Here is a 15,352-nt window from a genome sequence, read left to right as displayed (position 1 = left end):
ATGAGTGAACTATCGGGACATTGCATGTGCGGCGCCGTGACCGTCACCGCGACACCAGCCAAAGCGTCCTTGGGGGCCTGCCACTGCGATATGTGCCGCCGTTGGACCAGTTCGATGCTGATCACCTTTCCGGCCGAACTCGGATATACCGCCGATGGCCCGGTGCGCATCTTCAAATCCTCGGACTGGGCCGAGCGTGCCTTTTGCGGCGACTGCGGATCAGCGCTCTGGTACCGCATCACCGCGCCGGGCGACATGCATGGACAAACTCAGATCGCTGCTGGCCTGTTTGACGACGCGGCTGGCGGTGACCTCAATCTGGAACTTTATATCGATCGGAAACCGCAGGGCTACGCTTTTGCCGGGGACCGCAGACAAATGACCGAAGCCGAAGTGATGGCGATGTTCGCCCCTTCGGAACAAGGAGATAGCCAATGACCAAATATGACGCCAACTGGGTTCGCGCCGAAGAAGAAAAGCGCAAGTGGATGGCCGAAAATGGTCTCTATTCCGAGGAAGAAGAGCATTCGTCCTGCGGGGTTGGCCTTGTCGTGTCCGTCGATGGCAAGAAAAGCCGCAAGGTGGTCGAAGCGGGCATCGATGCGCTCAAGGCGATCTGGCATCGGGGCGCTGTGGATGCCGATGGCAAGACCGGCGACGGCGCAGGCATTCATGTGCAGATTCCGGTTCCGTTTTTCTATGACCAGATCGAACGCACGGGTCACACGCCGGACAAGAACAGGCTGATCGCGGTGGGTCAGGTCTTTCTGCCGCGGACCGATTTCGGGGCGCAGGAAACCTGCCGGACCATCGTGGAGGCCGAGGTTTTGCGCATGGGCTATTACATCTATGGCTGGCGTCACGTGCCGGTCGATGTGACCTGTCTGGGCGAAAAGGCCAACGCGACCCGGCCCGAGATCGAGCAGATTCTGATTTCGAACTCGAAAGGCGTTGATGAAGAGACCTTCGAGCGCGAGCTTTACGTGATCCGCCGCCGGATCGAAAAGGCGGCGGCCGCAGCAGGCGTTTCCGGGCTCTATATCGCCTCGCTGAGCTGCCGCTCGATCATCTACAAGGGCATGATGCTGGCCGAACAGGTGGCGGTGTTCTACCCCGACCTGGTGGATGAGCGGTTCGAGAGCGCGTTTGCGATCTATCACCAGCGCTATTCGACCAACACCTTCCCGCAATGGTGGCTGGCACAGCCGTTCCGCATGTTGGCCCATAATGGCGAGATCAACACGCTCAAGGGCAACACCAACTGGATGAAAAGCCATGAGATCCGCATGGCGTCGGCCACTTTTGGGGACTATGCCGAGGATATCAAACCAATCATCGCAGGCGGATCGTCGGATTCGGCCGCCCTGGACTCGGTGTTCGAGGTTCTGGTACGCGCAGGCCGCTCTGCGCCCATGGCCAAGACCATGCTGGTTCCCGAAAGCTGGTCAAAACAGGCGGTGGAACTGCCGCAGGCCTGGCGCGACATGTATTCCTACTGCAACTCGGTGATGGAGCCTTGGGACGGTCCGGCCGCACTGGCCATGACTGACGGGCGCTGGGTTTGTGCCGGGCTTGATCGCAATGGCTTGCGCCCGATGCGCTACGTGATCACCGGCGACGGGCTGGTCATTGCAGGCTCCGAGGCGGGCATGGTTCCGACCGACGAGGCCAATGTCGTTGAAAAAGGCGCGCTGGGCCCCGGCCAGATGCTGGCCGTCGATATGAAGAAGGGCAAGGTATTCCGCGACAAGCAGATCAAGGACAAGCTGGCGCGCGCGCTGCCCTTCGGCGACTGGGTCAGGAAGATCAGCGATCTGGACGGCAAGCTGGCCGAGGTCGAGGAAAAACCGCTCTTTACCGGCGAGCAGCTGCGCAAGCGGCAAATCGCGGCGGGCTATTCCATTGAGGAACTGGAACAGATCCTCGTGCCGATGTGCGAAGACGGCAAAGAGGCACTGGCCTCGATGGGCGATGACACGCCCTCTGCGGTTCTGTCCAAGCAATACCGCCCGCTCAGCCATTTCTTCCGTCAGAATTTCAGCCAGGTGACCAACCCGCCCATCGACAGTTTGCGCGAATACCGGGTGATGTCGCTGAAGACCCGCTTCGGCAACCTCAAGAATGTGCTGGACGAAGACAGCAGCCAGACCGCTATCGTTGTTCTGGGCAGCCCGTTTGTCGGCAACGCCCAATGGGACACCCTGGTCGAGAGCTTCAACTCCACCGTAGCCGAGATTGACTGTAGCTTTGAACCTGGCACCGGCGCGCTCAGCGCCGCGCTGGCCCGCATCCGGGCCGAGGCGGAAGAGGCGGTGCGGTCTGGCTCGGGCCACCTGATCCTGACGGATCAGCACGCCGACACCAACCGCGTTGGCATGCCGATGATCCTGGCCACCAGTGCGGTGCATTCGCATCTGACCCGCAAGGGTCTGCGCACCTTCTGCTCGCTCAATGTGCGTTCGGCAGAATGTCTGGACCCGCATTACTTTGCGGTGTTGATCGGTTGCGGTGCGACCGTTGTGAACGCCTATCTGGCCGAGGACAGTATTGCCGATCGGGTCGAACGTGGCCTGATGGACGGCACGCTGACCGAAAACGTGGCGCGCTATCGCGAGGCGATTGATCAGGGGCTGCTCAAGATCATGTCCAAGATGGGGATTTCGGTGATCTCGTCCTATCGCGGCGGTCTCAACTTCGAGGCAGTCGGCCTCAGCCGCGCCATGGTGGCCGAGTATTTCCCCGGCATGATCAGCCGTATCTCGGGCATCGGTGTGACCGGCATTCAGTCCAAGGCCGAGGAAATTCACGCCAAGGGCTGGACTTCGGGGCTGGACGTCTTGCCTATCGGTGGCTTCTACAAGGCGCGCCAGTCGGGCGAGACCCATGCCTGGGAAGCGACCTCGATGCATATGATGCAGATGGCGTGTAATCGGGCGTCTTATGAGCTGTGGAAACAGTATTCCGCCAAGATGCAGTCGAACCCGCCAATCCATCTGCGCGACCTGCTGGATTTCAAACCGCTGGGTCAGCCGGTGGCGATGGAAGAGGTCGAAAGCATCACCGCCATCCGCAAGCGGTTCGTGACACCGGGCATGTCGCTGGGCGCGCTCAGCCCCGAGGCGCACAAGACGCTGAACGTGGCGATGAACCGGATCGGTGCGAAATCCGACTCGGGCGAGGGCGGCGAAGATCCGGCGCATTTCGTGCCGGAATCGAACGGCGATAACCCGTCTGCCAAGATCAAACAGGTGGCCTCGGGCCGGTTCGGTGTGACCGCCGAATATCTCAACCACTGCGAAGAGCTTGAGATCAAGGTGGCCCAGGGTGCTAAGCCCGGCGAAGGTGGGCAGCTGCCCGGCATGAAGGTCACCGACCTGATCGCGCGTCTGCGGCATTCGACCAAGGGCGTGACGCTGATCTCGCCCCCGCCGCATCATGACATCTACTCGATCGAGGATCTCGCGCAGCTGATCTATGACCTCAAGCAGATCAACCCGCGCTGTAAGGTGACGGTGAAACTGGTGGCCTCGTCCGGTGTTGGCACGATTGCTGCCGGGGTCGCCAAGGCCAAGGCCGATATCATCCTGATCTCGGGCCATAACGGTGGCACCGGGGCCAGCCCGGCGACCTCGATCAAGCATGCCGGTCTGCCGTGGGAGATGGGCCTGACCGAAGCGCACCAGGTTCTGGCGATGAACAACCTGCGGGGCCGCGTGACCCTGCGAACCGATGGCGGGCTGCGCACCGGGCGCGACATCGTCATCGCGGCGATGCTGGGGGCCGAAGAGTACGGCATCGGCACCGCCGCCCTGATCGCCATGGGCTGCATCATGGTACGCCAGTGCCAGTCCAACACCTGCCCGGTCGGCGTTTGTACACAGGACCCTTCGCTGCGCGACCGCTTCACCGGCAATGCTGACAAGGTGGTCAATCTCATCACCTTCTACGCGCAGGAAGTGCGCGAGATTCTGGCCTCGCTTGGTGCGCGCAGTCTGGATGATGTGATCGGGCGGGCCGATCTGCTGGCGCAGGTCAGCCGGGGGTCGGCGCATCTGGATGACTTGGACCTCAACCCGCTGCTGATCACCGTCGATGGCGCCGCTGATATCGTCTATGACCGCGACAAGGAGCGTAACGCCGTGCCAGACACGCTGGATGCCGAGATCGTCCGCGATGCGGCCCGGTTTCTGCGCGATGGCGAGAAAATGCAGCTGTCCTACGCGGTGCAGAATACGCACCGGACAGTGGGCACCCGCGTCTCCAGCCATATCGTGCAGAATTTCGGGATGCGGAATTCGTTCCAACCCGATCACCTGCATGTCAAACTGCATGGCTCTGCCGGGCAATCGCTGGGCGCCTTTGCAGCGCCGGGGCTGAAGCTGGAAGTGTCCGGCGATGCCAATGACTATGTCGGCAAGGGCCTGTCGGGCGGCACCATCATCGTGCGCCCGCCGCAGGTCAGCCCATTGAAGGCCGATGAGAACACCATTGTCGGCAACACTGTCCTCTATGGGGCGACCGATGGGTATCTCTTTGCTGCTGGTCGCGCCGGTGAGCGCTTTGCGGTGCGCAACTCCGGCGCGCAGGTGGTGATCGAGGGCTGCGGATCGAATGGCTGTGAATACATGACCGGCGGAGTTGCAGTCATTCTGGGCGAGATCGGAGCCAATTTCGGCGCTGGCATGACCGGCGGTATGGCCTATCTCTATGATCCCGACGGCACGGCCACATCGCTGATGAACATGGAAACACTGGTGACCTGCCCGGTCACGGTGCCCCATTGGGAATACCAGCTCAAAGGTCTGATCGAGCGTCATCTGGAGGAAACGCGCAGCCAGAAGGCCGCCGATATCCTGCAGCATTGGGAGGTCGAGCGCGGCAAGTTCCTGCAGGTCTGCCCGACCGAGATGCTCAACAAGCTGCCGCAGCCGCTGACCAACGAGGCCGAGGCGGTCCCGGCGGAATAAGCCGCCCTTTGTGAGAGATGCTCAGGCAGGCCCCGATTCTTCGGGGCCTGTTTCGTTTCACAGGGGGCGTTGCTGCCCTACGCCGCTGCGCCGCAGGATCAGGTTCAGCTTGTCGAAACTGTCGGCAATCCCGCCCGGCTCAGGACGCGCGAAGAACGCATCCAGATCCGGCCAGACCTGCACCGCCTGATCCAGTTGCGGGTTCGAACCTGCTGAATACAGCCCGGCATTGATCATCACCTCGGATTGCTCATAGGTGCTGAGCAGACGCCGTGCCTCGTTGATGGCGGCGTTCTCGGCCTCACTCGCCGCACCAGGCAGGCTGCGCGAGACCGAGCGGCTGACATTGATGGCCGGAAAGCGCCCGCGCTCGGCAATCTCGCGGGACAGTACAATATGGCCGTCCAACACCCCGCGCAGAATATCGGCCACCGGTTCATCCATGTCCGAACCCGCGACGAGAACGCTGAACACCGCCGTGATATCGCCTTGATCCACCGTTCCCGGCCCGGCGCGTTCGCACAGACCGGTGATCAGCGGCGTGACCGAAGGCGGGTGGCCGCGCAGGGCAGGCAGCTCACCGGTGGCCACGGCGATTTCGCGATGGGCCTCGGCAAAGCGGGTGATTGAATCGGCCAGAAACAGCACGTTCAGCCCGCTGTCGCGCAGCGATTCGGCAACCGCCATGGCGGACCACGCGCAGCGTCGCCGCATCAGTGCCGACATGTCCGAGGTCGCCGCAACCACAACCGCGCGCTCGATCGCCTCGGGACCCAGCGTGTGATCCACAAATTCGTTCACTTCGCGCCCTCGCTCGCCGATCAGCGCGACCACAACCGCATCCGCCTGCATGGATTTCGCAAGCGTGCCCAGCAATGAAGACTTGCCGACCCCCGACCCCGCAAACAGCCCCACTCGCTGCCCGCGCACAATCGGCAGCATCGTGTTCAGCAGCGTCACCCCGGTAGACAAGCGCGCGCCCAGCGCCTTGCGCTCAACCGCGTTTGGCGGCGAAGCGGTCAGGTTGCGGGCATGTTCGCCGCGCAGCAAAGGCCTGCCATCCAGCGCCCGGCCCAGCGGATCTACGACGCGACCCAGCCAGTGCAGGCCAGGCGCAAAGACCGGAACCGGGATCAGAACCGCCGCATCCCCCACCGCCACGGTGTCGGGCGCCATGTCGGGCAGCATCCGGATTTCGTCATCAGTGATCTGCAACACCTCACCGGCCAGCGGGGCCAGCGCGCTGCGCCGGATTTCGACCCGATCACCGATCCGTGCCTTGCCGGACAACCCGGTGATCCCGATAGTGCCGCCCACCACATGTCTGACCCGCCCGAGATGGCGCAGCGGGCTCAACGTATCAAAGGTGGCTTTCAGGCTCGCAGGGTTGGCGGCGGTCATCGAACGCTCCGGTAGGGTGTCGCAAACCGTTTCTAAACGAATCGGGGTTAAGCCTTGATTGAAACGGATCGAGGGAGAAGCCCCGGTGTTCACCAAACTGAATGTCTTTGCGACGGCCCATGCGATGGCCACACATGCCGGTCACCGGCACGCCGTCATCGCCCGCAACATGGCCCATGCCGACACGCCCGGCTACAAGGCGCAGGATCTCAAACCATTTGGCACGCTTATGCGCGAAAGCGGCGACGCGTCGCTTTTCCGCAATACCCGCAGCACTCATATGCATGGGCAGAGCGGCCCAAACTGGTCCGCCGCCGAGTTCACGGCGGACGCCCCCGCCGACCCCAATGGCAACAGCGTCTCCATCGAAGAGCAAATGGTAAACGCGGTCGATGCAAAACGTCAGCATGACCGGGCCATGGCGATCTACAAATCTGCGCTGACCGTGCTGCGCACCGGTCTTGGACGCGGGTGAAGGGGCTGAGATGAACGAGTTCTCCAATACGCTGAAGGTCACCGCCAGCGCGTTGCGCGCCCAGGCCATGCGGCTGCGTCACACGGCCGAAAACATCTCGAACGCGGACACACCGGGCTATCGGCGCAAGACCGTGCCCTTTGAATCGATGGCCCTGTCCGGTGAAGCGGTGGATTTGGTTAAGACCGGGCGCGTGCGACTTGATCGCAGCAAGCTGCCGCGCATTCACGACCCCGCCCACCCGATGGCAGATGCCAGCGGACACTATCAAGGGTCCAACGTCAATCTGATGCTGGAAATCGCCGACGCCCGCGAGGCGCAGCGCAGCTATGAGGCCAATCTCAAAATGTTCGATCAGGCGCGGCAGATGTCTTCGTCGCTGATGGATCTTCTCAGAAAATAAAGGACAGCCAGAATGGATATCCAATCTCTTTCGGCGGCGCAGAGCTATGCCTCTGCCCGGCCTGCAACCAAACCCGGCCCCGCCCCCGAGGGCCCGGCCCTGGGCGGCGCGTTTCAGGATTTCGCAAGCACCCTGCGCCACAGCGAGGCGCTGTCGCAATCTGCCATGACCGGACAGGCCGACCCGCATGCGCTGGTGCAGGCGCTGGCCCAGACCGAGCTTGCGGTCGAAACGGCGGTGACCGTGCGCAACAAGGTGGTCGAGGCCTATCAGGAAATCCTGAGGATGCCGGTCTGAGCCATGCTGAGTGAAGGCCAGTTTTACGACGTTTTGCGGCAATCGCTGTGGATCGCGGTCATCACCTCGGTGCCGATCCTGACGGTTGCGCTGGTTACCGGGCTGGTCGTCGGCCTGTTCCAGGCGCTGACCTCGATCCAGGAAATGACGCTGACCTTTGTGCCCAAGCTGGCCGCCATCGTCATCGTGTTCTGGATGTCGATGGGATTCATGACCCAGACGCTGGTTTCATTCTTTCAGGCCACGGTCCTGACACTAATCATAGGGGGCAATTGATGGATACTGCCGGATATGCAGCGCTATCGCGCCAGGTGGGCCTGAGGAACGAGATCCGGGTCGTCGCCAACAACATCGCCAATCTTGCCACCGCCGGCTACCGGCAGGAGGGCATCGTCTTTTCCGAGTTCGTGAAGGATACCGGTGGTAACCCCTCGGTCTCGATGAGCCGGGGCGAGGTGCGCAACACCTCGTTCGCGCAAGGCGTTCTGACCCAGACCGGCGGTCGCTTCGACTTCGCCATCGAAGGAGATGGCTTCTTTCTGGTCGAAACGCCCTCGGGCGAGCGGCTGACCCGCGCCGGAGGTTTCAGCGCCAATGCGCAGGGCGATCTGGTCAACGCCGAAGGGCACCGCGTGCTCGATCCCGGCGGCGCGCCGGTCTTCATCCCGCCCGATGCGACGAGCGTTAGCGTCTCTGCCGATGGCACGATCAGCGCCGATGGCCAGTTGGTCGGGCAGATCGGCGTCTTTGCCCCGACCGACCGGGCCGACCTGATCCGCGAAGGCGGGGTGATGTTCCACGCCCCCGGCGGATTTGAGCCGGCAGAAGGTGCCACAATCCTGCATGGATTTGTTGAAGGCTCAAACGTCAATGCGGTCGGACAGATGGCACGGATGGTCGAGGTTCAGCGCGCCTATGAGCTGGGCCAGAGCTTTCTGGATGCCGAAGACAAACGTATCCGCGACGCCGTCAAAGCGTTGCTGCGATAGATCACAAGGAAGGAGCGACCGATGCGTGCCCTGAAAATTGCCGCCACCGGCATGACCGCCCAGCAGATGCGGGTCGAGACGATTTCGAACAACCTCGCGAATATGAACACCACTGGCTACAACGCCCGCCGGGCGGAGTTCGCCGATCTGCACTATCAGCAGATGGTACGGCCCGGCAGTGTGAACGCCTCGGACGGAACACTGCTGCCAACCGGCGTGCAGCTTGGCCTTGGCGTGCGGCCCGCAGCCGTGTCGATGCATATTCAGCAAGGCGCGTTGTCGGCCACTGGCAATGAGCTGGATGTGGCCATCGACGGGCGCGGATATCTTGAGGTCACGTTGCCCTCGGGCGCGACAGCCTATACCCGCGATGGCAGCCTGAAACGTTCTGCCGATGGCCTGATCGTTACATCCGATGGCTTTCCGGTCACCCCGGAGGTCACCATCCCCGAAGATGCAAGATCGATCACCATCAACGGCGCCGGTGAGGTCTATGCCTATTTTGACGACACCGCCGAAGGGCAGTTACTGGGCCAGCTCAACCTGTCGAGCTTTACCAACGCCAAGGGGCTTGAGGCGGTCGGCAGCAACCTGTTCCGCGAGACCGAAGCCTCCGGCGCGCCCACCGTCGCCGCCCCGGGCGAAGACGGGCTGGGCACCTTGCGGCAGGGATATCTTGAGGACAGCTCGGTTGATGCCGTGCGTGAGATCACCGAACTGATCGAGGCGCAGCGCGGCTACGAGATGAATGCCAAGGTGATTTCAGCGGTCGATCAGATGATGGGCGCCACCACGCAGGTGCGATGATGATCAGGTTTCTCGCAATCGTCGGACTGCTCGCCGCCCTGCCTGTGCAGGCCGATATCGTCACACCCAATCGCACGATCCGCGCCAAGGAACTGATCGCGCCTACCGATCTGGTTCAGGAACCCGGAGAGATGCCGGGCGTCTACGCGCATCCCGCCGAAGTGGTGGGCTATGAGGCGCGCGTGACGCTCTATCCGGGCCGCCCCATTCGCGCGGGTGACGTTGTGCCGCCTGCCATCGTGGATCGCAACGATCTGGTGTCGCTGGTCTTCGTGCAAAGCGGCCTCACCATCACCGCCGATGGCCGCGCGCTGGGGCGCGGCGCTGCGGGCGACACGATCCGTGTGATGAACCTGGCATCACGCACCACCCTGTCCGGCCGGATTCTGGCAGATGGCCGCATCGAGGTAGATTGATGAAACTGTCCAAACCCGCGCTTCTTCTTCTGAGCTTTGGCATGCTGCAGGTCGCCTGCGGTCGGCTCGACCATCTCGGGCGCCCGCCCAGCCTGTCGGATAACGAGGATTCCCCCGAACAGGTCGCGATGTTGTGGCCGGGATTGCCGCTGCATGCCCCCGACCAGCGCAGGGTCGATCAATCCTCGCTCTGGAGCGGCGGCCAGAGGTCCCTGCTCGGCGACCGGCGGGCGATGAAAAAGGGCGACATCCTGACGGTGGTGATCGAAATCGACGAAAAGGCCGAGATTTCGAACGGCACCAAACGATCCCGCGGCGGTTCGGAATCGCTAGAGGTCGCCGAACTCTTCGGCGCGCCGCAGCGGTTGCAGGACAAGCTGCCCGAAGGGGCCTCGCTTGCGGATGCGGTTGCGATCGACAGCCAAAGCAAAAACACCGGCCAGGGTTCGGTCAAACGCAAGGAAAAGCTGACGCTGCGCGTTGCGGCCACGGTGGTTGACGTCCTGCCGAACGGGGTGCTGTCGATCAGCGGCTCGCAGGAGCTGCGGGTCAATTTCGAGCTGCGTGAATTGCTGGTGTCGGGCTTTGTACGCCCCGAAGACATCTCGCGGCAAAACCAGATCACCTATGACAAGATTGCCTCGGCCCGGGTGTCCTATGGTGGTAGGGGCCAGCTTACCGACGCCCAGCAGGCGCGCTATGGCCAGCAGGTGCTGGACGCCGTTCTGCCCTTCTGAGGAATTCGATCATGCGTAAATTGCTTTTGTTCATCCTGCCACTGGTCGGGGTTGCCCTCGGGATCTTTGCCGGATCTGCGCTGACCGGAGGGCAGAAAGAGGCGCAGGTCGAAGCCGAACAGGATGCCCCGGAAAAGAAGAAAGAGAAATCGCAACCTGAGGCCACGTCCGGCGATCATGAATTCCTCAAGATGAGCAAGCAGTTCGTGGTCCCGCTTCTGGATGGAGAACATTTGGCGGGTCTGGCCAATCTGGCGCTGAGCCTCGAAGCAGCACCCGGCACAAGCGAGCTGTTTTATGCGCGTGAACCCAAGCTGCGGGATGCCTTCCTGCAGGTTCTGTTCGACCATGCCAATACCGGCGGGTTCGATGGTGCCTTCACGATGTCGGGCAAGCTGGACCCCCTGCGGCAGGCCCTGTTGGATGCCGCCCGGCACGAATTGGGTCCTGATGTGGTGCACGCGGTTTTGATCGTCGATATCGCCCGGCAGGACAATTATTGACCGGGCACATCCCGGCTATTGGACGCGCAGAGAATCGCTAATTGTTCCAATTGAACGGCTTTTGCCCCCAAACGCTCTTGCTTTCGGCGCGAAATATTTGATTTGTCCAATTCTTTGAGCGCCGAATGGCGCGCAAAAGCCTTGCGCATCTGGGCGTCGAGGCTTTGCCTTTGGACCCGAATCTGCGCCAGCTCGGTGTTCAAGACCGCCGCCATCTGGCCTGCCCAGCTTTCCCAGCGGGCATGCGCACCGCTTTGGGCATAGCCGGTATCGGTCTCGCAGGCACGCCGGCTGTGCCCGGCCAATTCGGCCAGCCGGTGACTGATGGTCGCCTCGCGTTCAACAAGAGACCTGATCTTTTCATATTCGAGAAGATACTGAGCCTCGCTCGCACGGACCAATCTATCGAGCTTTCCTGCCTTCAATTGACCCGCCCCTTGGCTTTCTTGCGCATCTTTTCGGCGAACCGGATCGCGGCTGCGACGGCCTGGTAATGCACGGCGTCGATTTCTTGCCCGATCTCAACACTGGCATGCAGGCTGCGCGCGGTCGGCGGATCGGAATGGATCGGCACCCCCGAAGAGATCGCGGTTTCACGAATGACCGCCGCGATTTCGTCGACGCCCTTTGCGACACAGATCGGTGCGGACCCCGGCAGTCGCGACCATTTCAAGGCCACCGCAAAATGGGTGGGGTTCACGATCACCACATCCGCATCCGGAACATCCTGGACCATCTGGTTCATCGTGATTTCCTGGCCGCGCTGACGGCGGCTGTTCTTCATATGCGGATCGCCATCGGATTCCTTCATCTCGTCGGTGAACTCCTTTCTGGTCATCCGGTTCTTGCGCAGATGCTCGGCGCGCTGCCACAGAAAGTCGATACTCCCGATCGCCAGCGCGATCACGAAAACGATCATCAGGAATTGCAGTACCGTCGCCATCATCGCCACCACGGCCGGGCGGGCACCGGCGGCACCCGACGTCAGAATGGCGTTCAGATCCGCCTTCAAAAACAGCGCCAGACAAAGCCCATAGGTCACCAGCTTGAGAAAGCTCTTGGCGAACTCGAACAAACCGCTGCGCCCGTACTTGTTCTTGGCATTTGAGATCAGGGAGATTTTGGACAGCTTCGGTTTGATCTTCGCAGGCGCGACCACAAAGGCCTGCTGGGCGACAACAGACAGGATCACGGCTGCGGCTGGCAACAGGAACAGCGGCAGAATCGCGACACTCATCGTCTTCAGCAACCCTCCGATGGGGGCCTGTGCCGGACCGTCAAAGATCATCTGGGACAGTTGATCGGATTGCCCGAGCAGGACGCTCATCGCGGTTCCGGCCTGATCGACCATGGACGCGCCAAAAACAAAGAGGGTGAGGATAAAGCCGCCGTAAACCGCCGCGATGTTCAGGTCAGCGGAGCGGGCGAGCTCGCCCTTCTCACGCGCTTTCTGCAACTTGCGCGGCGTTGGTTCAAATGACTTGTCTTCCCCTTCCTCGTGACCGCTCATGGTGGTGCCCCCAATGGATCAGAAAGGGTTTGCAGCAAGGCGTCGTGCCACAGCATCAGCAACAATGGCGCGCCGGCGAACAACAAAAACAACCCTCCGAATGTGATGAAGGGTGCGCCCACAAAGGCCACCATCAGTTGAGGCATGGCGCGGTTGATAGCCCCCAGAGCCAGATTGTAGACAAGCGATGCGATCACGAACGGGGCCGCCAGCGACAGCGCAAGCGCGAACATGCGCGCCACCTGGCCGGTGCCCCAGCTTGCCAGATCCCGCGGGGCGATGGCGCTGCCGGTCGGCAGCAGGGTGTAGGACTGGATCAGGTATTCCGCCACCCGGACATGCAGGCCAAGCACCATGGCGAGGGTGATGCCGGACAGGACCAGAACATGGCCCATCGCGGGCATCGGCTCTGCCGCCATACCGCCCAGAATTTGCGACAGCGAGGTCGATTGTGCGGCAATGGACCCTGCCGTTTGCAGCGCCAGGACCAGCAATCGTAGCGCCAATCCGAACACAAGGCCGGTCAGAATCTCGGCACCGCCGATGCTCAGAATCTGCGCAAAGCTCAGAATGCCCGGACCCGGGGTGGCCGGGGTGACGATCAGCGAGAAGACCAGAGCGATTGCGAGTTTCATACGTGCGGGTAGGGTCCTGTCCCCGAAACCGGGAAACAGCGAAACCGCGGCGCCGACGCGCAGAAACACCATGAGCAGATGCGTGGCCTCGGCGCTCAGACGATCTGACAGGAGTTCCATCAGGCCGCGACGACGCCGACCAGCGAGGGTCGCGCCTCCAGTCCGATTTCCTCGAAGGACAGCACCGGGTTGGCCAGCCCGCGCGCGCGCATGATGGTTTGCAGAAACCGCCGCCGTCGGGTCGAGGTCACCAGCGCCGGGAAGACCCCCTGCCGCGAGCTTTGATCGAACTGCTCGGTGACCCCTTCGCCGAGGCGACTAAAGAGGTCGGGCGGCAGCGCGATGTCATGGCCGGACGGCACCCCGTCGAGCTGATAGCTGGTAAAGGTATCCTCCCATTCCGGGGCAAGTTGAACCAGCGGGATCGTGCCATCCTCGCGTTTCATGTCCGCCACCAGCTGGAAGCCCAGACGCTGGCGCACCAACTCGCAGATGTTTTCCGGCTGGGTGGTCGATACCCGCGCCTCTGCTATCGTTTCCAGGATCAGCGGCATGTTTCTGATCGAGACCCTCTCCTCTAGCAGCAGGCGCAGGACCGAGTGCAGGCAGTCGATCGGCACCTTGTCGGGAATCAACTCATCCAGCATTTTGCGGTTCGCCTCGGCGCGGGTGGCGTCGCTGAGCTGCGTCATCTCAGACAGCAGCCGACGCAGTGATTTCAGGGTCAGAAGGCGTGCGAAGTTCTGCTTGATCACCTCAAGCAGATGGGTAGCGAGGATTTCGGGCGGGGTAACAAGCGTCGCCCCGGCCACTGCTGCGGCATCCTGATCCTTGGGCGCAATCCAGCGCGCCGGTGCGCCATAAACAGGTTCCGCCACGTCAGGTCCGCTGGGCAGCGCATCGGCCCCATCTGGCACCAGTGCAAGCACCAGATCAGGATGCAGCACACCCCGGACCTGTTCAACGCCTTGCACCTTGATGATGTATGTACCCGCAGGCAGTTCGGCCTTATCGGTCAAGCGAATGTCGGGCAGGATCAGCCCATAGACCGAAGCCACATGATTGCGCATATTGGCGATCCGCGCGTCCAGCCCGGTCCCCGGGTCCAGCACCATCGCAACCAGATCGGGGGCAAACTCCAGATGTACGTCGTCGAGATCCAGAATATCCCCCAGCGACATGCGCGGCGCGTCCTGTTGCACCTCTTCTTCGGTTGTGGCCTGGTCCGCGGCCAGCGCCGCCCTTAGATGCATTTTGCGCGCCGCAAATCCCAACACCGCCCCGCCCAGAATGAAGGGCAGAAACGGCAGGCCGGGCACCAACGCAAAAAGCGCCATCAGCACGGCAACCGTGGCCAAGGCGGCGGGGTGTCGGCTCAATTGCGCAAGCAGGGCTGTATCGGTTGCGCCATGGGTTCCCCCGCGCGCCAGAAGCAGCGCCGATGCGATGGAGATGATCACCGCCGGTATTTGCGACACCAACCCGTCCCCGACCGTCAGGATCGCATAGCTTTCAAACGCCGAAGAGACCGGCATGTCATGCACGACGACGCCCATGATCAGGCCCATGACCAGATTGAGCAGGGTGATCAGCAGGCCTGCCACCGCGTCGCCCTTGACGAATTTTGACGCCCCATCCAGCGAGCCGAAGAATGTGGTTTCCTGCTGTTCCCGTTCGCGCCGCTCCTTGGCCTCGGCATGGTCGATCGCGCCGGCAGACATGTCGCTGTCGATTGCCAATTGTTTGCCGGGCATACCGTCCAGTGCAAAGCGTGCGCCAACCTCGGCCATGCGCGCGGCACCTTTTGTGATCACCATGAAATTGACGATCAGCAGAACGCCGAACACCACCAGGCCCAGAAAAATGCTGCCGCCCATGACGAAATGGGCAAACCCCTCAATCACGCCACCCGCCGCGCTGGTCCCCGTGTGACCCTCGCCGATGATCAGCTTGGTCGAGGACACGTTGAGTGACAGGCGCAGCATGAGCGACGCCAGCAGGATGGTGGGGAAGGACGAAAAATCCAGTGGTCGTTCGATAAAAAGGGTGATCGTGAAGATCAGGATTGCCAGCGCAAAAGACGCGGCCAGACCAATATCCAGAATCCAGGCAGGCATCGGCAAGATCATCATGACGATGACCGCCATAAGCGAAAGCGCCAGCAAAACCGTCGGGCTGAACAGGGCACTGCTGTTTATTTTCGGCATGGGCG

At 62.0% G+C, this 15,352-nt stretch carries 16 protein-coding genes; 11 read left to right on the top strand and 5 right to left on the bottom strand.

Annotated features, from left to right (window positions below; genetic code table 11):
* Together AB1E34_RS17040 and gltB are read left to right on the top strand one after the other, a co-directional pair.
* Window positions 1-438 (top strand): GFA family protein, encoded by a 438-nt coding sequence (locus AB1E34_RS17040; protein WP_372573527.1) that lies wholly within the window; start codon window positions 1-3, stop codon window positions 436-438.
* A complete protein-coding gene (gene gltB / locus AB1E34_RS17035) occupies window positions 435-4,967 on the top strand; it encodes a glutamate synthase large subunit (RefSeq protein ID WP_372573526.1) in 4,533 nt (1,510 codons plus the stop codon). The genes AB1E34_RS17040 and gltB overlap by 4 nt, the downstream gene beginning before the upstream one ends.
* Window positions 4,968-5,024: 57 nt before the next feature.
* On the opposite strand, the gene AB1E34_RS17030 is transcribed toward gltB, so the two are convergent.
* Complete coding sequence (locus AB1E34_RS17030) at window positions 5,025-6,368, bottom strand: FliI/YscN family ATPase (RefSeq protein ID WP_372573525.1); 1,344 nt, start codon at window positions 6,366-6,368, stop codon at window positions 5,025-5,027.
* An 85-nt stretch (window positions 6,369-6,453) separates the two neighbouring features.
* On the opposite strand from AB1E34_RS17030, the gene AB1E34_RS17025 reads away from it, so the two are divergent.
* Genes AB1E34_RS17025 through AB1E34_RS16985 form a run of 9 tightly spaced genes read left to right on the top strand, consistent with a single transcriptional unit; the run spans window position 6,454 to window position 10,995 of the window.
* Complete coding sequence (locus AB1E34_RS17025) at window positions 6,454-6,843, top strand: FlgB family protein (RefSeq protein WP_372573524.1); 390 nt, start codon at window positions 6,454-6,456, stop codon at window positions 6,841-6,843.
* A gap of 10 nt (window positions 6,844-6,853) precedes the next feature.
* Complete coding sequence (gene flgC / locus AB1E34_RS17020; protein WP_372573523.1) at window positions 6,854-7,246, top strand: flagellar basal body rod protein FlgC; 393 nt, start codon at window positions 6,854-6,856, stop codon at window positions 7,244-7,246.
* Window positions 7,247-7,258: 12 nt separating this feature from the next.
* Window positions 7,259-7,543, top strand: coding sequence for a flagellar hook-basal body complex protein FliE (gene fliE / locus AB1E34_RS17015; RefSeq protein WP_372573522.1), 285 nt, complete (start codon window positions 7,259-7,261; stop codon window positions 7,541-7,543).
* A 3-nt stretch (window positions 7,544-7,546) separates the two neighbouring features.
* Window positions 7,547-7,819 carry a flagellar biosynthetic protein FliQ gene (locus AB1E34_RS17010; protein WP_249713393.1) on the top strand — a complete coding sequence of 91 codons (273 nt, stop codon included), beginning with the start codon at window positions 7,547-7,549 and terminating at the stop codon, window positions 7,817-7,819.
* Complete coding sequence (locus AB1E34_RS17005) at window positions 7,819-8,532, top strand: flagellar hook-basal body complex protein (protein WP_372573521.1); 714 nt, start codon at window positions 7,819-7,821, stop codon at window positions 8,530-8,532. Before AB1E34_RS17010 ends, AB1E34_RS17005 begins: the two co-directional genes overlap by 1 nt.
* A 21-nt stretch (window positions 8,533-8,553) precedes the next feature.
* Complete coding sequence (gene flgG, locus AB1E34_RS17000; RefSeq protein ID WP_372573520.1) at window positions 8,554-9,339, top strand: flagellar basal-body rod protein FlgG; 786 nt, start codon at window positions 8,554-8,556, stop codon at window positions 9,337-9,339.
* Window positions 9,339-9,755, top strand: a complete 417-nt coding sequence (gene flgA / locus AB1E34_RS16995; RefSeq protein ID WP_372573519.1) for a flagellar basal body P-ring formation chaperone FlgA — start codon at window positions 9,339-9,341, stop codon at window positions 9,753-9,755. The genes flgG and flgA overlap by 1 nt, the downstream gene beginning before the upstream one ends.
* Window positions 9,755-10,492, top strand: coding sequence for a flagellar basal body L-ring protein FlgH (flgH, locus tag AB1E34_RS16990; protein ID WP_372573518.1), 738 nt, complete (start codon window positions 9,755-9,757; stop codon window positions 10,490-10,492). Before flgA ends, flgH begins: the two co-directional genes overlap by 1 nt.
* Before the next feature lie 11 nt (window positions 10,493-10,503).
* A complete protein-coding gene (locus AB1E34_RS16985; RefSeq protein ID WP_372573517.1) occupies window positions 10,504-10,995 on the top strand; it encodes a flagellar basal body-associated protein FliL in 492 nt (163 codons plus the stop codon).
* Here AB1E34_RS16985 and AB1E34_RS16980 read toward each other — a convergent pair.
* Genes AB1E34_RS16980 through flhA form a run of 4 tightly spaced genes read right to left on the bottom strand, consistent with a single transcriptional unit; the run spans window position 10,989 to window position 15,347 of the window.
* The gene (locus AB1E34_RS16980) at window positions 10,989-11,420 is read right to left on the bottom strand and encodes a hypothetical protein (RefSeq protein ID WP_372573516.1); all 432 of its coding nucleotides are present in this window, start codon (window positions 11,418-11,420) and stop codon (window positions 10,989-10,991) included. The genes AB1E34_RS16985 and AB1E34_RS16980 overlap by 7 nt on opposite strands.
* The gene (gene flhB, locus AB1E34_RS16975) at window positions 11,417-12,505 is read right to left on the bottom strand and encodes a flagellar type III secretion system protein FlhB (RefSeq protein WP_372573515.1); all 1,089 of its coding nucleotides are present in this window, start codon (window positions 12,503-12,505) and stop codon (window positions 11,417-11,419) included. The genes AB1E34_RS16980 and flhB overlap by 4 nt, the downstream gene beginning before the upstream one ends.
* Window positions 12,502-13,260: a flagellar biosynthetic protein FliR gene (locus AB1E34_RS16970; protein WP_372573514.1), complete on the bottom strand. Its 759-nt coding sequence runs from the start codon at window positions 13,258-13,260 to the stop codon at window positions 12,502-12,504. The genes flhB and AB1E34_RS16970 overlap by 4 nt, the downstream gene beginning before the upstream one ends.
* Entirely contained in the window at window positions 13,260-15,347 is a 2,088-nt protein-coding gene (gene flhA, locus AB1E34_RS16965) for a flagellar biosynthesis protein FlhA (RefSeq protein ID WP_372573513.1), read from the bottom strand. The genes AB1E34_RS16970 and flhA overlap by 1 nt, the downstream gene beginning before the upstream one ends.
* Window positions 15,348-15,352: the final 5 nt, after the last annotated feature.

This window comes from Ruegeria jejuensis, from assembly GCF_041537905.1.
GTDB lineage: Bacteria > Pseudomonadota > Alphaproteobacteria > Rhodobacterales > Rhodobacteraceae > Ruegeria_C.
This window is presented reverse-complemented; position numbering and strand designations above follow the sequence as displayed.